General features: G+C 38.2%; 20 protein-coding genes. 14 read left to right on the top strand and 6 right to left on the bottom strand.

The features are described 5' to 3' along the window. Positions 1–11: 11 nt before the first annotated feature. Positions 12–1,238 carry a YbfB/YjiJ family MFS transporter gene (locus SOI81_RS04685; protein ID WP_320541294.1) on the top strand — a complete coding sequence of 409 codons (1,227 nt, stop codon included), beginning with the start codon at positions 12–14 and terminating at the stop codon, positions 1,236–1,238. Further along, a complete protein-coding gene (locus SOI81_RS04680) occupies positions 1,235–1,360 on the top strand; it encodes a hypothetical protein (RefSeq protein WP_239967102.1) in 126 nt (41 codons plus the stop codon). The genes SOI81_RS04685 and SOI81_RS04680 overlap by 4 nt, the downstream gene beginning before the upstream one ends. A 46-nt stretch (positions 1,361–1,406) precedes the next feature. Here the strand turns inward: SOI81_RS04680 and icd are convergent, their stop codons facing one another. Then, positions 1,407–2,663 carry an NADP-dependent isocitrate dehydrogenase gene (icd, locus tag SOI81_RS04675; protein WP_239967103.1) on the bottom strand — a complete coding sequence of 419 codons (1,257 nt, stop codon included), beginning with the start codon at positions 2,661–2,663 and terminating at the stop codon, positions 1,407–1,409. A 196-nt stretch (positions 2,664–2,859) separates the two neighbouring features. Between icd and rluE the strand changes: the two genes are divergently transcribed. Beyond that, positions 2,860–3,651 (top strand): rRNA large subunit pseudouridine synthase E, encoded by a 792-nt coding sequence (gene rluE, locus SOI81_RS04670; protein WP_016140328.1) that lies wholly within the window; start codon positions 2,860–2,862, stop codon positions 3,649–3,651. 117 nt (positions 3,652–3,768) lie between these two features. Here the strand turns inward: rluE and SOI81_RS04665 are convergent, their stop codons facing one another. Next, positions 3,769–6,006, bottom strand: a complete 2,238-nt coding sequence (locus tag SOI81_RS04665; RefSeq protein WP_002118624.1) for an NADP-dependent isocitrate dehydrogenase — start codon at positions 6,004–6,006, stop codon at positions 3,769–3,771. A gap of 397 nt (positions 6,007–6,403) precedes the next feature. After that, complete coding sequence (locus SOI81_RS04660) at positions 6,404–8,107, bottom strand: M61 family metallopeptidase (protein WP_320541293.1); 1,704 nt, start codon at positions 8,105–8,107, stop codon at positions 6,404–6,406. Positions 8,108–8,277: 170 nt separating this feature from the next. Here SOI81_RS04660 and dacD point away from each other — a divergent pair, with 170 nt between their 5' ends. From dacD to SOI81_RS04615, 9 genes are all read left to right on the top strand, one after another. Beyond that, positions 8,278–9,597, top strand: a complete 1,320-nt coding sequence (dacD, locus tag SOI81_RS04655) for a D-alanyl-D-alanine carboxypeptidase PBP6B (RefSeq protein ID WP_262456695.1) — start codon at positions 8,278–8,280, stop codon at positions 9,595–9,597. A gap of 97 nt (positions 9,598–9,694) precedes the next feature. Next, entirely contained in the window at positions 9,695–10,981 is a 1,287-nt protein-coding gene (gene ndh / locus SOI81_RS04650; RefSeq protein ID WP_224991474.1) for an NAD(P)/FAD-dependent oxidoreductase, read from the top strand. Between the two features lie 135 nt (positions 10,982–11,116). Continuing rightward, entirely contained in the window at positions 11,117–11,599 is a 483-nt protein-coding gene (gene slyD, locus SOI81_RS04645) for an FKBP-type peptidyl-prolyl cis-trans isomerase (RefSeq protein WP_002118581.1), read from the top strand. Positions 11,600–11,715: 116 nt separating this feature from the next. Beyond that, positions 11,716–13,158 carry a deoxyribodipyrimidine photo-lyase gene (gene phrB, locus SOI81_RS04640; RefSeq protein ID WP_320541292.1) on the top strand — a complete coding sequence of 481 codons (1,443 nt, stop codon included), beginning with the start codon at positions 11,716–11,718 and terminating at the stop codon, positions 13,156–13,158. A 192-nt stretch (positions 13,159–13,350) separates the two neighbouring features. Beyond that, positions 13,351–14,097 (top strand): hypothetical protein, encoded by a 747-nt coding sequence (locus SOI81_RS04635; protein ID WP_016140323.1) that lies wholly within the window; start codon positions 13,351–13,353, stop codon positions 14,095–14,097. Then, entirely contained in the window at positions 14,097–14,993 is an 897-nt protein-coding gene (locus SOI81_RS04630) for a hypothetical protein (protein ID WP_016140322.1), read from the top strand. Before SOI81_RS04635 ends, SOI81_RS04630 begins: the two co-directional genes overlap by 1 nt. Next, positions 14,980–16,230, top strand: coding sequence for a glycosyltransferase family 2 protein (gene icaA, locus SOI81_RS04625; protein ID WP_224991477.1), 1,251 nt, complete (start codon positions 14,980–14,982; stop codon positions 16,228–16,230). The genes SOI81_RS04630 and icaA overlap by 14 nt, the downstream gene beginning before the upstream one ends. Beyond that, complete coding sequence (locus tag SOI81_RS04620) at positions 16,231–18,075, top strand: hypothetical protein (protein WP_239975178.1); 1,845 nt, start codon at positions 16,231–16,233, stop codon at positions 18,073–18,075. Continuing rightward, positions 18,053–18,949 (top strand): hypothetical protein, encoded by an 897-nt coding sequence (locus SOI81_RS04615; protein WP_320541291.1) that lies wholly within the window; start codon positions 18,053–18,055, stop codon positions 18,947–18,949. The genes SOI81_RS04620 and SOI81_RS04615 overlap by 23 nt, the downstream gene beginning before the upstream one ends. 8 nt (positions 18,950–18,957) lie before the next feature. On the opposite strand, the gene wecB is transcribed toward SOI81_RS04615, so the two are convergent. Both wecB and SOI81_RS04605 read right to left on the bottom strand, forming a co-directional pair. Continuing rightward, positions 18,958–20,100 carry a non-hydrolyzing UDP-N-acetylglucosamine 2-epimerase gene (gene wecB / locus SOI81_RS04610; RefSeq protein ID WP_224991480.1) on the bottom strand — a complete coding sequence of 381 codons (1,143 nt, stop codon included), beginning with the start codon at positions 20,098–20,100 and terminating at the stop codon, positions 18,958–18,960. A 1-nt stretch (position 20,101) separates the two neighbouring features. Further along, the gene (locus tag SOI81_RS04605) at positions 20,102–21,319 is read right to left on the bottom strand and encodes a tetratricopeptide repeat protein (RefSeq protein WP_224991481.1); all 1,218 of its coding nucleotides are present in this window, start codon (positions 21,317–21,319) and stop codon (positions 20,102–20,104) included. 265 nt (positions 21,320–21,584) lie between these two features. On the opposite strand from SOI81_RS04605, the gene SOI81_RS04600 reads away from it, so the two are divergent. Together SOI81_RS04600 and SOI81_RS04595 are read left to right on the top strand one after the other, a co-directional pair. Beyond that, positions 21,585–22,286: a VIT family protein gene (locus tag SOI81_RS04600; RefSeq protein WP_239975176.1), complete on the top strand. Its 702-nt coding sequence runs from the start codon at positions 21,585–21,587 to the stop codon at positions 22,284–22,286. Between the two features lie 117 nt (positions 22,287–22,403). Next, a complete protein-coding gene (locus tag SOI81_RS04595) occupies positions 22,404–23,450 on the top strand; it encodes an NAD(P)H-dependent flavin oxidoreductase (protein ID WP_239975175.1) in 1,047 nt (348 codons plus the stop codon). Positions 23,451–23,487: 37 nt separating this feature from the next. Here the strand turns inward: SOI81_RS04595 and dusB are convergent, their stop codons facing one another. Continuing rightward, the gene (gene dusB, locus SOI81_RS04590; RefSeq protein WP_224991484.1) at positions 23,488–24,513 is read right to left on the bottom strand and encodes a tRNA dihydrouridine synthase DusB; all 1,026 of its coding nucleotides are present in this window, start codon (positions 24,511–24,513) and stop codon (positions 23,488–23,490) included. Positions 24,514–24,581 lie beyond the last annotated feature (68 nt).

Genomic DNA, 24,581 nt, shown 5'->3' with positions numbered 1-24,581 from the left:
AATCATTTTTAATGATTGATAAACTCGTTTTTAATAATAAAAAAATTGAGCGTCTTCTCATGTCTACGTTTTATCGAATGAGCATAATTGTCTTTTTGGCAACTTGTTTGGGAATTGGTGTTTTTAGATTTTCCTATACTGCGCTCATGCCTATCATGATCGAGCAGTATCACTGGAATCACGATTTTGCCAGTTACTTAGGCAGTGCAAATTTATTGGGATATCTCATGGGTGCCTTATTGGCGCTGCCCAGTATTAAAGAAAAGTACATCCCCTCCCTCATCGTACTTTCGGCTATAGCTGGTAGCCTTAGCCTACTATGTTGTTCATTCATGGATATGCCTCTGGTATGGTTCATTGTCTGGCGTACGATTTCAGGTATTGCCGGTGGTTTACTTATGATTTTGGCGCCTAGCTTTGCAATGAAATACACTCCCAACACGCAAAGATTAAAAGTTAATTTTTTAGGATTTAGCGGGATTGGTGTCGGCGTTTTATCTGCCACTATTATTATTCCCTTACTTAAAAATATGCCCGTACATTATGTTTGGGATATTTTTGCTGGTCTTTCTCTATTAGGAAGCTTAACTCTTTATCGATTATTAACTCGTAATACTGCCCAGATTATTAAATCGCAATCGACCTCTCTACAAGCTTCACAAAAATCACGTTTGGGTCTGGTTATTATTATTGCCTATATGTGTAGTGCCTTTGCCTATATTCCCCATTCTTTGTTTTGGATGGATTATTTATCTGGAACTCTGCATTTTCCCCTACAGCAAAGAAATCTATTTTGGGTTCTCTATGGAATGGGAAGCTGTATTGGTGCACTTGTTGCTTATGGCTTAAGCCGAATAATGGGATATCTACAAACTATTAAATGGTTATATGCCATTTACTGCCTAGCTGTTGTTTTACCTTGCCTTTCACAAATGACTTCTTTACTGGCCTTATCTTCGCTTCTGACAGGTTTACTCACTCCCGCAACCGTATTTATTAGTTCTTATAGTCTGTTACAGATTTATGAGCAACGTTATCAAAAGCTTTGGAGCCTTGCCACTATTGGGTTTGCTAGCACTCAGCTTTTAGGAGGTGTTGTCATTAGTACTTTACATCATTTGCATTGGTCTTATGCACATCTTTTTCTTTTAGGTGGAATCGTTCTCTTTTTTGCGATTTGCCTTTTGCTTCCTATACGCCCCTCTCTCACCTCAACTCTCGGAGAAACTAAATCGTGAAAACTCTGCTCTTTCCTTTATTTCTAATTGCTTTCGTTCTTATTATTCAGGCCCTAGACCAGAGTTATCAAAAGAAAACTGGTTTTATTAAAACTCCGAAACACCCCGAATTTATGCAATAAAAAAAGCCCTCGAATTGAATCGAGGGCTTTCCTATATAAGATTTATTTAATCTTCCATGTGTTTGATAATCGCATCACCAAACTCAGAACAACGTAACAAGGTTGCACCTGGCATTAGGCGCTCAAAATCGTAAGTTACAGTTTTGGCAGCAATCGCTCCAGAAATCCCTTTAATGATCAGGTCAGCAGCCTCTATCCACCCCATATCGCGTAGCATCATTTCGGCAGAAAGAATAATAGAACCGGGGTTTACTTTATCCTGACCTGCATATTTAGGCGCAGTCCCATGAGTTGCTTCATAAACTGCAATTGCACCACCAATATTTGCACCAGGTGCAATACCAATACCGCCTACTTCTGCTGCCAAAGCATCAGAAATATAGTCCCCGTTTAAATTTAGGGTAGCAATCACAGAGTAATCAGCTGGACGCATCAAGATCTGTTGTAAAAACGCATCTGCAATGACATCTTTAATAATAATGTCTTTACCCGTTCTAGGGTTTTTAATTTTAACCCATGGACCACCATCAATCAGCTCTCCACCGAAACGATCTAGAGCCAATTCATAGCCCCACTCTTTAAATGCGCCTTCGGTGTATTTCATGATATTACCCTTGTGAACCAGCGTCACAGAAGGCTTGTCATTTTCGATTGCAAACTGAATGGCTTTACGGACTAAACGCTGTGTTCCTTCTTTTGAAACAGGTTTAATTCCAATACCACATCCTTCAGGGAAACGAATTTTTGTAACACCCATTTCTTCTTGAAGAAACTTAATTACTTTTTTAGCTTCTTCTGAATCAGCTTTCCATTCAATACCGGCATAGATATCTTCCGAGTTTTCACGAAAAATCACCATATCGGTTAATTCAGGGTGTTGAACGGGTGATGGAACGCCTTCAAACCAACGCACTGGTCGTACACAAACATATAGATCTAATTCTTGGCGCAAAGCAACGTTGAGTGAACGAATGCCTCCACCAACTGGTGTGGTTAAAGGACCTTTGATGGATACAACAAACTCGCGGAGTGCTTCGAAAGTTTCTTCGGGCATATAGTTGCCATAAATTTTATTGGCTTTTTCGCCGCAATACACTTCCATCCATTCGATTGAGCGTTTACCACCGTAAGCTTTTAAAATCGCAGCATCTACGACTGCTTTCATTGTTGGTGTAATATCCACACCAATACCGTCGCCTTCAATGAAGGGAATAATTGGATGATTTGGTACGCTCAGTGATAGGTCTGCATTTACTTTGATTTTGTCACCGTCGGCAGGAACCACGATCTTCTGATAACCCATTGTGTAGATTCTCCCTTTTATAATACTTAATTAACTAAAAATAATTATCGATAAACAATACTTTCAACTTTTATTAACGCATAATAGCTTAATCGAATTTAATTCTTTTTGAGATTTATGTGGGAAATAAGCAAATTTCACACTTAAATATAGCTCAATGTTTTCTCTAGTTATTTGAAAGAAGAAGCCATTTTTTATGAAAATTGTGATTCTCAACAAGCCATATGACGTTCTCTCCCAGTTTCGTAAAGACGAAGCACATATGACCGTCTCTGACTTTGTTGATGACCCGACTTTACGCTTAGCAGGCCGTCTTGATATGGACTCTGAGGGTTTAGTTTTTTTAACCGATCATGGTGGTCTGAATCAGTTCATTACCAACCCTGCAAATAAAAAATACAAAACGTATTTAGTTCAAGTTGATGGCGATGTAACCGAAGAAGCGCTTGAACAACTTCGTAAAGGTGTAGAACTGAACGATGGTATAACGCTGCCAGCTAAAGCCATTAAAGTCAGTGAACCTGAATGGTTGTGGGAACGTAATCCGCCAGTACGTTACCGTGCAAATATTCCAACATCTTGGATCGAGATTTCAATTTGCGAAGGCCGTAACCGTCAAGTTCGTCGTATGACTTCTGCGGTAGGTTTTCCAACTTTACGTTTAATTCGTACTAAAATTGGCTCAATCGACTTAGTTCAACTTGGCTTAAAACCAGGTGATGTTAAAGAAATTGAACCATTACTCTACCCTGACTTTAAAGATGTGCCAGCTGAACAGCCTTATCGTTCACGTTCATATGTTAAAAAACCAGGCGGTACAGGCGGCAAGCCAATGGTTCGCAAAAATAAAGATGGTTCTGCGAAAAAGTCTGGTACAAAACGTATTTGGCAAATGGATGAAAGCGAGAAACCACGTCGTAAGACCAATGGTACAACTCGTCCAAATACCAAAGCACCACGTGGTCGTGGGCGTAATAATGGTCGATAAACACATTTAAGTTTTAAAGCTCACATCAGTGGGCTTTTTTAATGTCTTTTATTTTTAGGCAATAAAAAACCGGTGCATATGCACCGGCTCTTAAACTATTTACTAACGAGTTAGTAATTAAGCCTCAACTGTTGCAAGAGCTGCATTGAATGTAGCACTTGGACGCATTACAGCATTTACTTTAGTCGGATCAATTGCGTAGTAACCACCGATGTCCGCTGGTTTACCTTGTACTTGCGCAAGTTCAGCAACGATCTTCTCTTCATTTTCAGCTAAAGCTTTAGCAAGAGGAGCAAATTTAGCTTTCAACTCAGCATCTTCGTTCTGAGCAGCAAGCGCTTCAGCCCAGTAAAGTGACAAGTAGAAATGGCTGCCACGGTTGTCGATTTCACCAGTACGACGTGATGGAGACTTGTCATTGTCAAGCAATTTACCAGTCGCTTCATCAAGAGTCTTCGCAAGTAACTTAGCACGAGCATTATTTTCTTTAATACCCATTTCTTCTAAAGATACTGCAAGTGCAAGGAACTCACCAAGTGAATCCCAACGTAAGTGGTTTTCTTCAACAAGTTGTTGTACGTGTTTTGGCGCTGAACCACCTGCACCAGTTTCGTACATACCACCACCCGCCATTAGCGGAACGATAGACAACATTTTTGCAGAAGTACCAAGTTCCATAATTGGGAACAAGTCAGTTAAGTAGTCACGTAAGATGTTACCAGTCACAGAAATCGTGTCTAGGCCACGTACCACACGCTCAAGTGTGTAACGCATTGCACGTACTTGAGACATGATTTGGATATCAAGACCAGTTGTATCATGATCTTTTAAGTACTTTTGTACTTTCTTGATCAACTCGTTTTCATGTGGACGGTACGGGTCAAGCCAGAAGATTGCAGGCATGCCTGAATTACGTGCACGAGTTACTGCAAGTTTAACCCAGTCACGAATCGGAGCATCTTTAACCTGACACATACGCCAGATATCGCCTTCTTCCACATTTTGAGTCAATAACACTTCACCAGTGTCAAGATCGGTAATGTTTGCAATACCTGCTTCTGAAATCTCAAAAGTCTTGTCGTGAGAACCGTATTCTTCAGCTTTTTGAGCCATCAAACCAACGTTTGGTACTGTACCCATAGTCTTCGGATCGAAGTTACCATGCCATTTACAGAAATTGATCATTTCTTGGTAAATACGGGCAAATGTTGATTCTGGCATAACAGCTTTAGCATCATATTGCTTACCATCAGCACCCCACATTTTACCACCGGCACGAATCATTGCTGGCATAGAAGCATCAACGATGATGTCGTTTGGTGAATGGAAGTTAGTGATGCCTTTTGCCGAGTCAACCATTGCAAGTGCAGGACGGTGTTCTTGACAAGCATGTAAGTCTTCAATGATTTCTTCACGTAATGAAGTAGGAAGAGTTTCGATTTTCTCGTATAACCCAGCCATACCGTTATTTACGTTAATGCCTAACTCGTCAAATAACTTACCGTGTTTTTCGAAAGCTTCTTTGTAATAGATTTTCACACAGTGACCGAAAACGATCGGGTGTGAAACTTTCATCATTGTCGCTTTTACATGTAAAGAGAATAAAATTCCCGCTTCTTTACAGTCATCAAGTTCTTTTTCATAGAAATCACAAAGTGCTTTCTTGCTCATGAACATTGAATCAATGATTTCACCTTCTTGAAGCGCAACTTTTGGCTTAAGAACAATGCTCTTACCACTGTTAGTGATAAGTTCCATTTTCACATTACGCGCGCGATCAAGTGTCATTGATTTTTCACCATGGTAGAAGTCACCTTCTTCCATATGTGAAACGTGAGTTTGTGACCACTGTTTCCACTCGCTCATTGAATGAGGGTGTTTCTTCGCGTAATTTTTAACTGCTGCAGGAGCACGGCGGTCAGAGTTACCTTCACGAAGGACAGGGTTTACTGCTGAACCAAGGCACTTACCATAACGAGCTTTGATTGATTTTTCTTCTTCAGTCGTCGGATTTTCCGGATAATCAGGAATTGCGTAACCTTTTGATTGAAGCTCTTTAATACATGCAGTTAATTGCGCAACAGACGCACTAATGTTCGGGAGTTTGATAATGTTTGTATCTGGATCTTGTGTAAGACGACCTAGCTCTGCAAGGTTGTCAGATACCTTTTGCTCTTCACTTAGGTAATCAGCGAATTCTGCGAGCACGCGTGCAGCTACAGAGATGTCACTTTTAATAATCTCGATGCCAGCTGGCTTGGTAAAGGTCTCAATGATCGGCAGTAGCGAATAGGTCGCCAATAATGGCGCCTCATCAGTCAGTGTGTAAATAATAGTTGACTTTTCACCAGCCATATATAGCCCCTTCCGTTTGATTGAGTGTTGAGGACCGAGCTTGTGGCCCAGTGCCTACGAACCGATATGCTTAAATAAAACCCTGAGAGTATCGGCTCTCATTGCCTTCCAGTCAACGAAATATCCAGTGATAACGACATTTCGTAGTGAAATAATACATAATTTAAATCTATTAATAATATTCTTATACCTAACTTAAGGTCATACATACAGCTTTATCCACCTTTTAGGTATAGAACAGTCTTAAATTACATGAGATATCTTTCAGAGTTCTGACAATTATTATACTTTTCATTCAAAACAAACTCAAAGATAACGCCTTGACTATTTTTTTATGCCATTCAAAAGAAAAACCGATGTACAAAACATCGGTTTTTATAAACGATTTAACTGCTATTTAAGCCTTTAACCATTTCTCGATTTTCGCCTGATCTTCAATCACCAGTTCAACTTCAGTTAAATCAGATGTAGCACACTCAACGTCAAAAGTTAGTAACTCATCGCGGCGGAAAGCAAAGATAGTGTAAGTACCACCCTGCTTTGCATACTTCTCAACAAGTTTAGTGGTCGCTTTTAACCCATCAATTGCAATAATTACATCATTAGCAGAAATACCTGCTTTCGCTGCTGCGCCATCACGACGAGCACTTTGTACGAGTACACCTTCTGGCTTATCAGCAAGTTTTAAACCTAGTGGCAATGATTTGTCAGTTTTAACTCTATAACTTAAGCCAAACTCAGGAAACAATTGATCAAGTGGTAATTCATCAGTGGTATTAATCAAATGATTAATTTGTTCAATCCAGCTATCACCCGTCAATTCCTTACATAAATCAAAAATGGTTCTTTCGTTTACTTGCATACCATTTTGAGTATTTTCATATAATCGACGCATTAAAGCATCAAGACTAGAACCACGTAGGCGTAAACCTAGATCTAGGCATAACGCAACTAAAGCACCTTTATTGTAGTAACTAGTACCTGCGTTATTTGAGTTTTCATCTTGACGATAAAATTTGATCCAAGCATCAAAACTTGATTCGGCCACTGTTTGAACAAAACGGCCTGGGTTTTGTAAATAACGGTCAATTTGTGCTTTGAGTAAATCAAGATAAGACTTCTGAGAAATCACACCGCTACGTAATAAAATCAAGTCATCGTAATATGAAGTAAAACCCTCAAATATCCACAATAAAGACGTGTAGCCTTCTTGATGCAAATTATAGTTTGCAAAGTTTTCTGGACGGATAAACTTGACTAACCATGAATGAAAATATTCATGACTACATAAGCCTAAAAAACGTTGATAGTCTTTAGAAGGTTCAGTTGGTTCATTCGACTTTGGCAAATCGTCACGCGGTGTGATCAAACTTGTACTATTACAATGTTCTAACCCACCATAATTATTCCCTGTTGCCATGGTCATGAAGGTATAGTTTTTAAATGGTGCTGAACCGAACATATTTATTTCAGCTGCACAAATCTTTTCGATATCGGTTTTTAAGCGATCAATATTCGTATTATGCGAACCAGAAATTACGAACTCATGTTCAATGCCATGGGTTTCAAAACTAAAGCGTGTTTGGTCAGCTAGTTCAAATGGGCTATCGATCAGTTGATCATAATGATCTGCTTTTAAAGTAAATCGACCTTTAACTAAACTTTTTGAAGCTAAGCCTGTTGCTAACTGAAAATGCTTTAATTCATCCGGCAAGAAAACTTCAACTTCACATGCAGATTGCTCCTGCCCTTCTAAAGCCAAACATACACATGCTGGATTAATATATAGACGAGTCTGGTCGACATACGCACCACGTACCGACAAATCATATGCATACACATCATATTCAATCGTCATTAATTCGTGGTCTGTATTAAATAAACGCCAGCGATTCTTGCTCGTTTTTTTAATGTCCAGCAGACGACCAGCTTCATCATAAGCTTTAACGGATTCAATATGTTTTGAGAACTCTCGAATTAGATAACTGCCCGGAATCCACGTTGGTAACCAAAGTTCCTGATTCGGGTTGGCTAAAAAACGAATTGTCACGTGAACAAGGTGTTGTTTGTAATCATCGAACTCAATTTGATAATGCAACATAAATTCTTCAATTTAAAATAAGAACGGCTTCACATTAGATTATCACTTTTTTGTATCGTCTTGCGTAGATGTATTTTTTGGCAACAATTCCCACTAGCCTTCCATGAAAAAAAGGCATAGCATGCTGTGCATCTGTGTCCCGTATTTGCCAGTGAAAGTTAAGGTCATCCGTGAAATTTTTTCTATCTCTTTTTACCCTCTTTAGTATTTTCTGTACTACCCTAACCAATGCCGCATTACTCAATATTGCACCTGAAAGTGTTGAAGCTGCTGCATGGACTATTGTAGATACTCAATCGGGTCAAATTATTGCTGAGCATAATAGCCATGTGCAACGTGCACCAGCATCTTTAACTAAAATGATGGTTGCCTACATTGCCTTAAAAGAGATTAAAGCCGGCAAGCTGAAAAAAGAAGAAATCATTACTGCGACTCCAGTGGTTAGTGTTGTGCAGTGGGATGAATCACAAATGTATCTTAAAGCTGGTGAACAAATTTCAGTTGATCAGTTATTGGCAGGTTTAATCGTGATGTCTGCGAATGATGCAGCCGTGACTTTAGCTGAAAAAATTTCTGGTGATGTTCCTCACTTTGTACAACGTATGAATCAGGAAGCTCAGGCATTAGGTATGAAAGATACTCACTTTAGTAATCCTGCCGGAATTACGATGCCTGATCATTTCACTACAGCACACGACCTTAGCTTATTAAGTCAGGCTGTCATTAAGCAGACCCCTGAATATTTACATTATTCAAAAATGCCAAGCTTTAGCTATAACCAACGTTTCCACCACGCGACTAATCTTGCTTTGAAATATGATCCATCTGTAGATGGCTTAAAAACGGGATATACCAAGGCAGCAGGTTACAACTTGGCTTTAACGGCTTCACGTCCTTCATTCTCATCTAACCTAAATCAAAGACGTTTATTAGTAATCGTTTTAGGTACGCCAAGTGCAGTAAAACGTGCTGAGATTGCAGATAAATTAATGAATCTTGCGTATGCCTATACACGTGATGAAGTGATTATTCCTGAACAAAAATTAATTGCTGAACTGCCTGTTGTAAAATCGACTTTAAAAATGTTTAAGGTAGAAACAAAGCAACCGACCATTGTAACGACGTCTTTATATGCAGACCCGACACCAATTGATTTAAATACTTTTGACAATGTGACTCAACGCGTCCAAGTCCTCGACAGCAACATGCAACCAAAAATTATTGCTCCGCTCGAAACGACTCAAACCCGTGTAAACATTGAGCTGAATGAAAAACAATTAACTGCGCCGTTAATGAAAGTCATGAGCTTGGCAACAGTATCGATTTATCAAAATAATCAACTGATCCGTAGTCTTCAAATCGAAGATAACGTACATATTGAAGAAGCCAATATTTTCCAAAAAATCGCAATGTGGTTTTCTAGTCTCTTCTCTATTTTTTCATCGAGTGAACATAGCGCGGCAAAACTCTACCCTGTAGATTCGCACTAAAAACATCAAATTGTGCACAGACGCACAATAAATTTTATAAATAAAAGATGGCATAATTTAGCCATCTTTTTTTATAGAAAAATAATTAGGTGAAAAAATGACCCAAAATTTACATCATATTGTAATTGTTGGTGGTGGTGCTGGTGGCTTAGAACTGGCCACACAACTCGGTGAAACTTTTGGGAAAAACCGTAAAGCAAAGATTACATTGGTTGACCAAAACCTCACCCATATTTGGAAACCTTTACTTCACGAAATTGCTGCTGGTTCTTTAAATCCGCACGAAGAACAAACAAACTATTTTGCACACTCAGAAAAACATCATTATGAATTTGTGCTCGGAACATTAGTTGGCGTTAATAAAGACAAAAAATTAATTGAGTTAATTCCTCCTCAGCTGTCTAAGGAACAACAAAATCATCCGCAAGAGTTAAGCTATGACACGCTTATTTTAGCGCTTGGTTCAGTATCCAATGACTTTAATACAACAGGTGTGCGTGAAAACTGTCATTTCCTCGACAGCAGAAAACAAGCCGATGTTTTCCAGCAAGATTTATTACATCTCTATATTGAAGCTCAAAATCAACCTAATCAGCGAACTTTAAATATTGGAATTGTGGGAGCTGGAGCGACAGGTGTAGAGCTTGCAGCTGAGTTAATTGAAACAACTAAAAACTTTTATAAATATGGTCTAAAGAAAATTCATCCCAACCAAGTCAAAATTACACTGATTGAAGCTTCTGAACGTATTTTACCCGCTCTAAGTGATAAAACTGCCGACCACAGTGCTGAGCAGCTCAAAAAAATGGGCGTTGAAATTTTAACTCAACACCGCGTTGAAAAAATTGATAAGCATTGCATCTACTTTAGCAATGGTAATCAATTAAAAAGTGATATTACTGTTTGGGCGGCAGGCGTAAAAGCACCTAAGGTTCTAGAAAGTTTTACCGATTTTAAACGTGATAATATTAACCGTCTGATGGTCTATGCAACGTTGCAAACCTATTCCGATCCAAATGTATTTGCGTTTGGTGACTGTGCTCATTGCCAACTTGATGCAAGACAACCTCCACTTGGCCCACGTGCTCAAGTTGCAAGTCAACAAGCGAGTTTCTTAGTCGATGCTATGGCTGCTCGATTAAATGGCCGATCACAGCCGATGTTTACATTTAACGACAAAGGTTCTCTCGTGTCTTTAAGTCGTCATAAGGCCGTTGGAGAATTACTTGGTGATGTCAGTGTGCAAGGCTACATTGCAAAAACCATGTATGTCTCTTTATATCGTTTACATCAAGCAACGATTCACGGATACACTCAGGCTGGAATACTCACAATGAAAGATTTACTTACAAGACGTGTACGTCCAAAAATTAAGCTGTATTAAGTTGAATTTTTTAAGTTCGTCCCTATTTATATAAAAACGCATCAGAAAAAGTGCCAAAGATTAAGATTTTGTAGTCTACAAAATTTATTTTTCACTTTATGATGTACGCTTCAATTGATTGAATGGATCAAAAACATGACTGCTATTGCAAATAACCACGTGGTTTCATTCCACTACAAATTAACAAACGCTGAGGGTGAAACACTTGATCAATCTCAAGGTGAACCACTTGCCTATTTGCACGGTGCAGGCAATATCATTCCTGGTTTAGAAAATGCATTAACAGGTAAAACTGTTGGTGAAAAATTTACTGTTAACGTACCTGCTGCTGAAGGTTATGGCGAATACAACCCAGACCTAGTGCAAGAAGTGCCAGCTCAAATGTTCCAAGGTGTTGAGAACATCCAACCTGGTATGCAATTCCAAGCTCAAACAGATGACGGCGTTCAGATCGTTACTGTTAAAGCGGTTGAAGGCGACAACGTTGTTGTTGATGCTAACTTCCCACTTGCTGGTCAAGATTTAACTTTTGAAGTTGAAATCGTAGAAATCCGTGATGCTTCTCAAGAAGAATTAGATCACGGTCACGTACACGGTGCTGGTGGTCATCACCACTAATTCATCTTTAAAGATGAATAAGAGCAAAGCTTCGGCTTTGCTTTTTTTATGTTTTTATTTTTATATACTATTTTAATAATTCTCTCGCTCACTTAAATTTATAAAGGTCATTTTTCATGTCAAACGTAAATCAGCTGGTTTGGTTTCGTCAGGATTTAAGAGTTCGAGACCATGCTGCTTTATGGCATGCATCTCAACAAGGACCTTGTATTGGATTAATTATTTTATCGCCTGAACAATGGCAAACGCACCACGACGCACCTATAAAAATTAATTTCTATTTACGTCAGCTTCAACAGCTCAAAAAAGAATTAGAACAGCTTAACATTCCACTTATTATCCAAGTCACGCCTTGCTGGAAAAGTATTGCTGACTTAATGGGTAAACTGACAAATCAGCTCAATATTAAAAACGTCTATTCAAATATAGAGATCGGCTTTAATGAATTAAAAAGAGATAAAACTGTACAGGAAGTTTTAAATCAGCAAGGTAAAGAACTCTTTTTATTCCATGATCGTACAATTTTTCCTTTACGTTCTATTCGCAATCAGTCACAACAGCCCTACCAGGTTTTCGGTGCATTCAAAAAAGCCTGTTATTCAAAATTGGATATTAGTGGTTTACCTCAATGCTATCCGATTCCTGAAAAGCAAAATGACTACCCCACTTCTTTTTCAAAAATAAACAGCTTAACTCTAGAAGATATCGAAGCTTTTTTTGACTCATCTGTTTCTAAAGAACAAGAAGACCTATGGCCAGTTGGAGAGAGATTTGCTCTAGAGCAGCTCGATGTATTTATTAAAGATCATTTATTTGACTATAAATTAGAGCGTGACTTTCCCCATGTGAAAGGAACTAGTCAACTTTCTCCCTATTTAAACCTTGGAATTTTGTCTATTCGTCAATGCCTGCAGGCCCTTTTTAGAACTGAACATGGCAACTTTCATTTGACGAATGAAGGCCAGCAGACTTGGCTAGATGAACTGCTTTGGCGAGAATTTTATCAACATATTTTATTTGATTTCCCCCATGTTTCTAAACACATTCCATTTAAAAAGGATACTCAGAAAATCAAATGGAATTATAATCCAGAGCACCTCACCGCATGGCAAACTGGCCAGACGGGTATACCGATTATTGATGCTGGAATGCGCCAACTTCTAAAAACAGGATGGATGCATAATCGTGTTCGCATGATTACGGCCATGTTTTTATGTAAAAACTTACTGATAGATTGGCGTATTGGTGAACAATGGTTTATGGAGCATTTAATCGATGGTGATTTAGCAGCAAACAATGGTGGTTGGCAATGGTGCGCTTCTACAGGAACCGATGCTGTACCTTACTTTAGAATTTTTAATCCTATTGCTCAATCAAAGAAATTTGATCCAAATGGGGATTATATTCGTCAATGGGTTGAAGAATTAGCTCATCTAGACAATAAAGCCATTCATGAACCCTACTCAACCAAAACGAATACTCAGTTAAATTATCCAAAACCAATAGTTGATTTAAAGGAAACACGTCTTAAAGCAATTGAAACTTTCAAGAGTATTTAAATAAGAGTTAGGTCTTATCTGTTTATTTTTAATTAAAAAATAATAACAGTATTTGACTAAATGGTGACTTTGATCTAAAAATAAACATAATAGATACTTAAAAAGGTCATAAACAACAATAACTTCGTAATACCTCACATTTAGTAATAAAAGTATAAAAACTATCATTACCAGAAGGTAACCATAGCTCACATGCAACAACAACAAAAGAACCCTGGAAGAACACTCGTCTTATGGATTATCGCAGCTCATCTATTTATGGGCATAGTAGCGTATGAGTGGTTGCCTGTAAGTTTTAGAGGAAGCTGGATTTTCATCCTTATTCTTTTAATTTCTGGAGCTTTTTTACAAGTTGGTGCATCTTTAATCGTTGGGCTAATCGCTTTCGTAGGGGTTGCTGTATATTTCTTGCTTGATTTAAGTGCACAAACCCATATTGAAAGGCAGCTTCTTTTACTTTTTATTATCCCTCTCATTCCTCTTTTTCTTAGCGCTATACGCCATAATATTGAAATTAATGTCCAAAAGTACCGTGACATTCAAAGCTATGACCGTAATTACCGACGTGATATTTTCCCACTAAGTGCACTCAAGTACTTTCAACGTAGTTTCTTTAAACTTCTCGATCATCATCAAATACAAGACTATGAAGTCTTTGAAATCAAAATTCTCAACCGCAGCTTAATTAAAGAAATGTTAGGTGATGATGTATGGAAAACCACTCAAAATGAAATGATCAAAATTTTGAGCCAGCATCAGCCGCAAGAAATTATTTTCCAATTTGCCGATGATGATCTTGAAAAAATATACAGTATTGTAATTCGCAACCAAAAAACGGATGAAGAACCTGATTTTATTAAAAAATTAAGAGAAATTATGACACTACGTCTTGAGGTGGAATATAAAGTTATTCCTATTCCGCCTGAGGAGATGAACTAATGTCCAATCTTCTTAATATTTGTGGAATTATTATTGCTTCTAGCCAATATCCAGACGCTACTTTACAACAGTTCTACCGCCAATATTATCATTGTGAAATTAAAGCAGAACAAAATAAAAAAGAAGTTCAGAGTACAGATGATCTTTCTATGTTTTTCCCATATCAAGATACATGGTGGCCTGTTTTTACAATTGACCAAATCAGTTCAGATAGTTTTCAACAGCTGATTCACAAAGGAATTAAGCCTGGCATTATATTACCGGATGAAGTATTCGGATTTCCTCATTATTTCTTGCTCAAAGAAGCAGTAAGCCAAGGTGCGATTCCGATTGCACTCTATAAATCAGAGCAACCTCAATATTTTGCGGCCAAAGCCACATTTTCCACTGCCATTGGTTTACGGCCCATGGCTGCTTTTGTTTCAACAGGTTGGGATGAAAATTTAATTTCACAACCTGCGGGTAGCTATATTATTCAATTCAATCCGGCACAGCTTCCCCTACCTTCACGAGAAATCTTGCAAGGCCAACATTTATTCTACTCAGCTAAAAGTTTTAATAACCATATGTCTGGTTATGAAATTATTATTAATCCTCCTGCTGATTTACCAACAACAAATATCCGATACCCTCAACTCGGTATCTCTTGGAAATTTAATAATATCAATTATGTAAGTACACCCGAAGAAGTAAAAACAAGCCTTCTTGGCTATATTTTCATTGGGCTAAGCACTGTTGTAGTTCCGCTTGACCTTATTTTAACAAGTAGTTATCCAAACCTTCTCGGTACATTTGGTAGTTATATATCTTGGTTTTCACTGGTAGTCGGGCTAATTTTACTATTGTTGCTCATCTCTTCTATTATCAGGAGGGTACGAACAAATGGCTCCAATTGATATTCTCTTTTTATTTGGTTTTTTAGGGATTTGGATTCCACAAGCATTTTGGGCGTGGTTAAGTTATCAAGCTTGGAAATATTCAAAAACAGCGGAAAAAGAATTACAAAACCTTCCTATACCAGAGAGGTGGCCCGTTCTGAGTGTCTTGATCCCTGCTTACAATGAAGGCGTTGTGATTGAAGATACTTTGCATGCAATTGCTCAACAAGATTACCCAGCCGAAGCATATGAAGTTCTACTGATTAATGATGGATCTAAAGATAACACCTTAGAAATTGCCGAAAATTTGGCACAGATTTATCCTTGCATAAAAATTGTCAATGTTCCTAAAGGAATGGGGGGCAAAGGTAAATCTAGAACGCTGAATAATGGCCTTCCCCATGCCAAAGGCGAATTGATTGTTGTCTATGATGCGGACAGTACACCAGAACCCGATTGTGTTCGCCTGCTCGCTCAAACCCTCCTTGCCGATAAAAAATTAGTGGCCGTCAACGGGAAAGTAAGAACGCGCAACTGGCAAGATAGTATTTTGACCCGATTTATCGCAATCGAATTCATCTTTTTTCAATGGATTTTCCAAGGCGGGCGTTGGCAACGTTTTGAATTATCGACATTAATGGGTACAAACTATGTCATTTGGCGTGATGCTTTAGAAACCTTGGGTGGTTTTGATGAAAAATCATTAGTCGATGATACGGAAATGAGTTTTAGGATTTTTATCGGCCAAAAACGGATTAAATGGGTGCCTTATGCAATTGGTTGGCAGCAAGACCCACCCTCTTTAAGTGTATTTGTTAAACAGCGCTCCCGTTGGACTCAAGGTAATTTTTATGTAACTCGTAAATATTTACCCGTAGCGTTAAGAACGCCTTTTCCTATCGGAATTGAAATTCTAAATAACATTATGTGCTACATACTTTTTGTACCCGCTTTATTCTGGAGTCATATCACTTTAACTCTTGGGTTGCTTGATATTGCAGGTATTTCAGTTCCGGGGCCATTTACCACTTTGTGGGGGCTTTCATTTTGCCTATATGTCGCACAAATGTGGTTTACCCTTTCGCTCGAAAAAGTTAAACCAGAACTCTACTTTTACTCTGTTATATCTTATGTAAGTTACTCACAAATCTTTCTTTTTATTGTATTTAAAGCCGCATATGACATGCTTAAAAATAAAATACAGGGTAATTCCCTTCAATGGTACAAAACGGAACGTAGCAAGGAGAAAAAATAAATGAAAAAGACTTTTGATCTTTATAAAACAGCTCAAGTGCTCCTTGCCAGCACCAGTCTTATGCTCGCCATGTCTGCTCATGCGTACACATGGAAACTCGACGATATTAGTACCTCAACCAAATATACAGTCGAGCCACATTTTTTCTATATTGGAAAAGGTGCCCAGTGGCAAAGCATTCAATTTTCAAGTGATTATTCCACGGAAAGTGATACAACTTTACTTGTAAAATATGATGATAAACTGATTTATAACACTACGTTGAGCGGTGATGGTCAATTCAAATTTGATATCCCCGCAAGTCAGAGTGGCTTTCATCGTTTGGATTTTATTATTCAACAATATGCGAAACCGTCTACGCTTAATCAAACCAGAGAAACATTCTGTACAGAAGATATTGATCACCTAACTTATTTAAGCAATTCCCAACTCGACTTTACACCTATTCGTAATGAATACCGTTTAAAAGACTTGCCAGATGCTTTATTTAACCCACAAGCGAGACGTCCAACTCCCTTTGTTGGGATTTTAAAATATAATCGTAATGAGATTACAGAAGCCTCCATGCTCGCTAGATTGGCAAGTTCATGGACTTCAATCACCCCTATTGAATGGGTCGATTCAGGTCAAACAAATTTAAATCCGGAAACAAACTTTATTATTGAAGTTATTCGCTCACCAGCACCACTAAAAGGCGGAGCATTAGTACAAATTACGAAACCTGTAGATGGTGTGCCTACACTCTCCATTACATACCACACGCAACAAGACTTAACGAGTGCAATAAATGGGTTAATTAATCCTTCTTATGTACAACAATTGAGTACAGGAAGTGCACTTTTCCCAAATACGATATCCCATCCAACTTGGGCTCAATTTAAAAAAATCGATACACTCGCTGATTTAGGCATTGAAGATTTCAGATTAAATCACGCCGAAAAAAACTTGTTTCTTGATTTCCCTGCGGTATGGCAACCAACTGATATTTTGCAAGGACAAATTGCGCTTCGTATTCAAAGTGGTTTATTACAAGGTTCCAATATTACGGCTTGGATTGATGGCGGGCTTGCAGGAAGTATGAAAACGGCGGATCTGGCTTCCGACCCAGTAAACCGTCAGTTCAATATTTTCGCAAAAGCCATTTCTAATACGACAAATTTTAGTCTAAAGCTAGAAAACTCAGTCATTGCCAATTCTCAGTGTTTACCGAATGCACACGGTTCACTCTGGATTGACACAGCCAAATCTACTGTAAAGCTTCCTCATAAACTCAAAAATGGGGTGGCGGCAATTTCAATGACTTTAGCAACGACTCCGACTATTGCGATTGATGATCAATCAGGTGCGTTAAATATTGCTATTGTATTAGGTCAAACGGCGAAAAAAATGCTTTTGACAGAAGCACCAATGCCTCTCAATCTAGTCCGTTATTCACCGAACGCGCCACAATCCGTAAATGTCCGTGTGAATAAAGATATTTATCAGCAACAGGTATTAATGCATCAGGATATTATTTATGCACCTGCTGCGCAGAATGGCTTCATTGTTAGTTATAACAATAATCGCTTTGATGTGATTACTGATTCCGAAGGTGGTGCACAAACGTTTATGCACCTTTGGGAAAAGATCCAACATAAAATTCCAAATAACGTGACCAAAATGTTAGTTTCGGAAAATGGAAATATTTATGTTTTACAAAAACTCATCGTCGGTAATCAAAAGGCTCCTTTAGTCCAACAGTCTTCTTTCTTCTTATTAGTTGTGATTATCTCTGCAATTATGATAATAATTATCTTCTTGTGGTACTGGTTAAGACGAAATAATGAGAAAACAGATACCAATTAAAATAGCTGCATTTATTATTTTAATTATATGTAGTGTCATCGCATATGCAGGGCTTTTCAAACATCAAGGTCAAGCCCCGCATATTGAAGGCATTTTTTGGCAGCCCGACAATGATACAACTCCACCAGAGGGAAATTGGCACTATTTAGGTGTTGATACCTTTGTTCCTCAATGGTCTGTGGTTGAATCTAAATCATGGTGGAAAGAATCAAATTTTCCACAATGGGAAAAAGCTATTAATTTAGAAAAAATTAAACAAGAACCTTGGGCAAAAAACATCATATTGGGCTTAGCAGGTGAATATAATGAACCTAAAGCTCGAGCTAATGTCATTGAGTTAGGTGAAAAATCTACCCAAATTATAAAAGAACAAAAAATAGCACCTAAAGGTTATTATTTTCCAGTAGAAGCAGATCCAACTTGGCTAAGAGTAAGTGCTTTGGGTCATGTATTATCTAAACTCCCCTCACCAGTCTGGGTAAGTATTTATAGTGGCGAAAGCGAACCTGAACATTATGATTTATGGGTTAAAAGCTGGCTACCTGACCATACTGGAGTTTTTTTTCAAGATGGTGTTGGCGTGGGTGTTCGCTCACCTCAACAAGCCAAACATATTTTAGAACAACTTGAACAGAAGCTTGGGAAAGATAGAGTAATTATAGTGTTAGAAGCTTTTAGGGTAAAAAAGAATGGGCAATTTAGAGCCGCGTATCCTTGGGAAATTATTTCTCAGCTAAAAGCGTACGAAGGCAAAACTGTTTATATTTTTGATGGTCCTCATTACATGAATCGTTGGTGCGTTAATATTGTGAGCTTATGGTACCGACTCACTTATGGTGGGGTTAATAAATCCATAAGTGAGAAGAGATTCTGAACTCACCATTATGCCAATTCATAAGATTTAGCAATTTGATCGAGAATACGTTGAGCAGCTTGCCCATCACCAAATGGGTTTTCTACATGTGCCATTTTCTCATAGTGCTGTTGGTCAGTGAGTAGCTTTTCAGCTTCTTCAATAATTTTTTGTTGGTTTGTACCCACTAAAACACCTGCCCCAACTTCAACAACTTCAGGTCGTTCTGTGGTGTCTCGTAAGATTAAAACTGGCTTATTAAATGATGGACTCTCTTCTTGTAAGCCACCTGAGTCCGTCAAAATAAAAGTAGATCGGTCTATGACTGCCAATAAACTAGGATAGTCTAATGGTTTAACCAAATGGATCTGCGAATGATCTTTAAACTTATCATGAACCACATCATGTACGGCTGGGTTTAAATGGACTGGCCAAATAAAATGTAAATCAGGATGGTCTTGGGCTAAATGCTCAACCGCATTGCAAATATTTTGAATTCCACCACCAAAGTTTTCACGACGATGAGCAGTAATAAGTACAACTTTGTCATCCTGCTTTAATTGAATTCCATAAGGTTCAAGCTGATTCTTCAAATCCGATTTTTCGGAAATTAACTTACGTCCTAAATACACCGCATCAACGACTGTATTGCCTGTAACAGTAATAAGTTCTGGCGGAATTTGTTCATTAAGTAGATTTCTTTTTGATTGTTCAGTCGGGGCAAAATGCCATTTGGTAATACGTGAAACTAACTGACGATTTCCCTCTTCAGGAAAGGGATGATCCAAATCATAAGAACGCAAACCAGCTTCAACATGCGCAACAGGAACTTTCATTGAAAACGCGACTAATCCAGCGGCTAACACAGTTGTTGTATCCCCCTGAATAACAATTGCATCTCTTTTTTGTCCGTCAGCGTATACATTCTCGATTTGACTCAAACCATGAATTAATAGCTGGTTTAAACTTTGTCCAGCATTCATAATTTTAAGACGGTGGTCAATTTCAACCCCAAAGAAATCTATCGCATCTCTGACCAATTCATCATGTTGTCCAGTAAAAATTACCTCAACTTGAAAGCGAGGATCTTGTTTTGCCAATAAAATAACAGGAGCAAGTTTGATTAATTCAGGTCGGGTTCCAAATACAATAGATATAAAAACTTTCTTCATTTTAAAAATCCTTATAAAAAACGAGTTCTACTCGAGTATTGTTGTAATGATCTTTCGTATTTACTGGCACATCTTTAAAGTAATTGCCATATAGTCGTTCTACACGTAATTTTATAGGTTGATAATTAAAAGGCTGCCATGAAATGCCGGGGCCATATTCAAATAAGTTATTGTAATATTCATCTTTACTGTCAGCTAAACCATGCAATTTCATATAAGCCTGTACAGTTCCGTTCTCGCCTTTATAGACATTCAGACCCGTGCGTAATCTTAAATCACCAATAACGTTATAATCTTCTCTAGAATAAGTCGCTGCATTGCCATATAAATCAGTGAAGTAATCATTAAAGCAAAGTGACTGATTACAACTATTTTGAGAATACCACTCTTGATAACCTGTCACCCCACCGACAACACTTTCACGAAACTTATCTCTATTTCGATCAATCAGATCGTAGCTTCCCCCCACTTCTAAATACATGCGCACAGGTATAGAAGTCCAAGGTTGATAATTAGCGCCCACACCTAGAGTTACTGCATTTTCATCAATAATTTCAGGTCGTACACCACCTTGAGATTGAGTATCGCGGTTTAGGTTTAAAAAACCGTAAACCTGTGCTCGACCATTATCGAGGTTCTTACCATAGCGAGCTTTAAGTGGGAAAATCACATCGTCATAACGTGACTCATATGAAGGCGCAAAATAAACATCTCGGAAATAAGTTTTGACTTCCCCTCCACTTAAATTCTTTACGGCCTGTGTCGCTTTGGTGGCAATATCAGCATCTTTTGATTGCGTAAGCTCCTTAAAAACCACTAAAGCTTCTTTATTATTTTTTTGAGAATTGAGCAAATAGGCTTCTTGTAATTTTAAATTATCATCTGCTGGGTCCAATGCCTCTGCTTTTCTCAAACTTTGTAAAGCAGCTTCTTGCTTCCCTAGCTGAATCTGTAAATAAGTTAAGCTTTTCCAGACTTTAATATCTTGCGGTGTCATCTCTCCAAGTTCTAATAATAACTTCTCGGCATTTTCAGGTTGAGTCTTTTCAATTTTATAAAATTGGTCCCACTTATCATAAATCGGATTACCCGGTTTATATTCTTGATTCACAATCTCTTGGGCAAAGGTAGTCTCAACACTTAAGAGGCCTAAAGCTGGACAGATCGAACCTATAACGATAAAGGAACGGGTTAGAGATTTTATTGTTTTGCTATTCATTGAGACCTCTAGTTGAAAGTAGATAGAATGTTTGCGTAGAAATAGAATTAAAATTTAATCAATAAGTATTATAATTAAACTCCTAAACTGCACTATTTAAGTCTATAGAAGCCTTCCATAAGTTGTTCATTTTATCTCCTTTTATATTATGTTTTAAAAAGTACTTATCTGTTTGTTTTTCCTATCATGACACATTTTTTAATCGTATTATTGTAAATAATCTTATAGGATAAGATAAAAATTTATAACTAAAAAAGGTAAAGTCATGTCCTTTTCCCAACACTCAGAACATCACTTTATTCACCGCTCAGGTTGGTTAAGGGCAGCCGTTTTAGGTGCAAATGACGGGATCATTTCTGTTACAAGTCTAATCATGGGAATGGCTGCAAGTGGAGCCACTGCTCATACGCTTCTTATTACCTGTATTGCGGGTTTAATTTCCGGTGCAACTTCTATGGCTGCCGGAGAGTATATTTCAGTAAAATCACAAGAAGATATTGAAAAAGCGGACTTAAAGTTTGAAGCACAAGAACTTAAAAAGCATCCGCAACGTGAACTGGATGAACTCACTCAAATTTATGTAGCCAGAGGTTTAGAGCCTGATTTAGCTCGACAAGTTGCTACACAACTTACACATCATGATGCCTTAGGTGCTCACGCACGCGATGAAATTGGTATTCATGAAAATACCGCAGCAAATCCTATCCAAGCCGCATTAGCTTCAGCTGGCTCATTTTCATTTGGGGCGTTGTTTCCCATGCTGGCTATTTTACTCAGTCCAGAAATTTGGATTGAAAAAATCGTTTTAATATTTGGCATTATTTCATTAGCTTTTTTAGGGGCGCTATCCAGTCATTTCGCAGGTACGTCTAAACTTAAAGGAAGTTTACGCATTACCTTGTGGGGAATTTTAGCGATGGCTTTTTCAAGCTGGATCGGGTCTTTATTTCATGTTTCTCCACTTTAAAAAATCAGAACTTTTAAATATTTAAGAAATAAATATTTAAAAACTAAATGCCCAATATTATTTGCGCTTGGTTCGGTTTTCACGCTATGGTGAAGATAAAGAAACGAGGTGAATAAAATGACCCTATTACAACAATTTGAAATTAAACATCCGATTTTTCTTGCTCCTATGGCAGGTGTATCTACGCCTGAACTTGCCGCAGAAGTTTCTAATCAGGGTGGTCTGGGGTCCTTAGGTCTAGGTGCAAATACAGCGCAAAGTGCTCGAGAACAGATTTTAAAAACCCAAACACTTACAGAAAAATCATTTCAGGTTAATTTTTTCTGCCATCAGCCCGAACAACTTAATCCTCAAACATCAGCACAGTGGATTGAATATTTACGTCCACAATTTGAAAAGTTCGGAGAACAGCCTCCTCAAAACTTAAACTGTATTTATCCAAGTTTTCTTGATAACGATGATTTTCTAAATGTCGTATTAGAAACCAAACCTAAAGCTGTCAGTTTTCATTTTGGTATTCCCCATCCTCATCAAATTCAGGCGTTAAAAGATGCCGGAATTATCACGATGGTATCTGCTACCAATTTAGTTGAAGCACAAGCCATTGAAGCGGCTGGTATTGATATTATTATTGCTCAAGGGATTGAAGCTGGTGGACATCGTGGAATCTTTAATAAAACCTTTGATGCAGCAATTAAAACCAGTGATTTAGTACATCTGATTGTCCAACATTGCAAACGACCTGTGGTAGCCGCTGGCGGTATTATGAATGGAGCACAAGCACGACATATGTTGAGCTTAGGAGCTACTGCTGTTCAACTCGGAACTGCCTTCGTTCAATGCCCATCTTCAAATGCATCTGTCGAATACCGTAAAGCTTTATTTAATGAGACTGTGACGCAAATCAGTACCAGTCTTTCTGGACGTCCTGCCCGCGGCCTGCTCAACCATTGGCACACACAAATTGATTTACCTAGCCGCCCTCTTCAACCCGAATATCCATATACCTATGATTTGGCTAAGCAGCTCAATGCAATTGCAAGCAAAAATAAAGACTATGGCTTTGGTGCTTTTTGGGCGGGTAGTAATGTCTCACAAATACGTGAATTAGCTGCTGCTGATCTAGTTAACCAACTGGTCGTAGAAATGCTAGAAGATGAGTAAATTTAAAAAAGCCAGTAAACATTTACTGGCTTTTTATTTAATGAGTCTGCAATAAGTTAACCTGCTCAACTTGCACATCACTCATTAAATTACCTTCAGCCAATAACTGATTAAAATAGTTTTCGACCACTAATGCTTGTTCAGCAGTGCTTTCAACTTTATACATATTTTGGCGAAATTCGTTACTTGAACGTAAGCCTTTTGTGTACCAAGCAATATGTTTACGGGCAATACGGCATCCAGAGTATTCGCCATAAAATTGATATAACTCAGACAAATGTCCTAAAAGTACATCTTTGACTTCTTCAATATTAGGCGCAGCTAAGTGCTCTCCAGTTTTTAAATAATGCGCAATTTCACGGAAAATCCATGGTCGACCTTGAGCAGCACGACCAATCATGATTGCATCGGCACCAGTATAGTCGAGCACATATTTCGCCTTTTCAGGACTATCAATATCACCGTTCGCAATAAGTGGAATATTGATTAATTCTTTGACATGTTTAATCAAATCATAACGTGCTGTATTTAAATACATGTCTTCACGGGTACGACCATGTAAGGCTAGTGCAGCAATTCCCGCTTCTTCTGCCCTTTTTGCGACTCTTAAAATATTTTCTTGACCATTTAAAAAGCCCAAACGGGTTTTTAAAGTCACGGGAACATCAACAGCAGCGACAACTGCATCAAGAATACGAGCCACTAAGTCTTCATCTTGTAGTAATGCTGAACCAGCAAGTTTGTTACATACTTTCTTGGCAGGACATCCCATATTGATATCAACAATTTGTGCACCATTTGCGACTTGATAGCGTGCAGCCTCTGCTAACTGCTCAGGATCAGAACCTGCAATTTGAGCAGAGATCGGAGCGAGTTCGCCATCAAAGTTGGCACGGTAAAGGCTTTTCTTGCTCATCCGCAAAGTTTTATCAGCAGTCATCATTTCACTGACTGCATGACCTGCGCCAAAATACTTGCAGAGTGTTCTAAATGGACGGTCTGTGACTCCAGCCATAGGAGCAACAATTAAATTATTTGACAGTTGATAGGGACCAATATACATATATATTCATACAATTGATGATCAACATAGTATACTTCATCCGCTTAATCGGCTCATCTTTTTATGCA

It is taken from the genome of Acinetobacter pittii (genome assembly GCF_034067285.1).
Lineage (GTDB): Bacteria > Pseudomonadota > Gammaproteobacteria > Pseudomonadales > Moraxellaceae > Acinetobacter > Acinetobacter pittii_E.
This window is presented reverse-complemented; position numbering and strand designations above follow the sequence as displayed.

What these genes read in the sequence shown, in the direction of transcription:
- ndh (WP_224991474.1), top strand. Translation starts at nt 9,695, where the DNA reads ATGACCCAAAATTTACATCATATTGTAATTGTTGGTGGTGGTGCTGGT.
- slyD (WP_002118581.1), top strand. Translation starts at nt 11,117, where the DNA reads ATGACTGCTATTGCAAATAACCACGTGGTTTCATTCCACTACAAATTA.
- SOI81_RS04685 (WP_320541294.1), top strand. Translation starts at nt 12, where the DNA reads ATGATTGATAAACTCGTTTTTAATAATAAAAAAATTGAGCGTCTTCTC.
- SOI81_RS04615 (WP_320541291.1), top strand. Translation starts at nt 18,053, where the DNA reads ATGAGAAAACAGATACCAATTAAAATAGCTGCATTTATTATTTTAATT.
- SOI81_RS04665 (WP_002118624.1), bottom strand. Translation starts at nt 6,006, where the DNA reads ATGGCTGGTGAAAAGTCAACTATTATTTACACACTGACTGATGAGGCG.
- SOI81_RS04630 (WP_016140322.1), top strand. Translation starts at nt 14,097, where the DNA reads ATGTCCAATCTTCTTAATATTTGTGGAATTATTATTGCTTCTAGCCAA.
- icaA (WP_224991477.1), top strand. Translation starts at nt 14,980, where the DNA reads ATGGCTCCAATTGATATTCTCTTTTTATTTGGTTTTTTAGGGATTTGG.
- phrB (WP_320541292.1), top strand. Translation starts at nt 11,716, where the DNA reads ATGTCAAACGTAAATCAGCTGGTTTGGTTTCGTCAGGATTTAAGAGTT.
- SOI81_RS04600 (WP_239975176.1), top strand. Translation starts at nt 21,585, where the DNA reads ATGTCCTTTTCCCAACACTCAGAACATCACTTTATTCACCGCTCAGGT.
- SOI81_RS04620 (WP_239975178.1), top strand. Translation starts at nt 16,231, where the DNA reads ATGAAAAAGACTTTTGATCTTTATAAAACAGCTCAAGTGCTCCTTGCC.
- SOI81_RS04635 (WP_016140323.1), top strand. Translation starts at nt 13,351, where the DNA reads ATGCAACAACAACAAAAGAACCCTGGAAGAACACTCGTCTTATGGATT.
- SOI81_RS04660 (WP_320541293.1), bottom strand. Translation starts at nt 8,107, where the DNA reads ATGTTGCATTATCAAATTGAGTTCGATGATTACAAACAACACCTTGTT.
- SOI81_RS04595 (WP_239975175.1), top strand. Translation starts at nt 22,404, where the DNA reads ATGACCCTATTACAACAATTTGAAATTAAACATCCGATTTTTCTTGCT.
- dusB (WP_224991484.1), bottom strand. Translation starts at nt 24,513, where the DNA reads ATGTATATTGGTCCCTATCAACTGTCAAATAATTTAATTGTTGCTCCT.
- rluE (WP_016140328.1), top strand. Translation starts at nt 2,860, where the DNA reads ATGAAAATTGTGATTCTCAACAAGCCATATGACGTTCTCTCCCAGTTT.
- wecB (WP_224991480.1), bottom strand. Translation starts at nt 20,100, where the DNA reads ATGAAGAAAGTTTTTATATCTATTGTATTTGGAACCCGACCTGAATTA.
- icd (WP_239967103.1), bottom strand. Translation starts at nt 2,663, where the DNA reads ATGGGTTATCAGAAGATCGTGGTTCCTGCCGACGGTGACAAAATCAAA.
- SOI81_RS04605 (WP_224991481.1), bottom strand. Translation starts at nt 21,319, where the DNA reads ATGAATAGCAAAACAATAAAATCTCTAACCCGTTCCTTTATCGTTATA.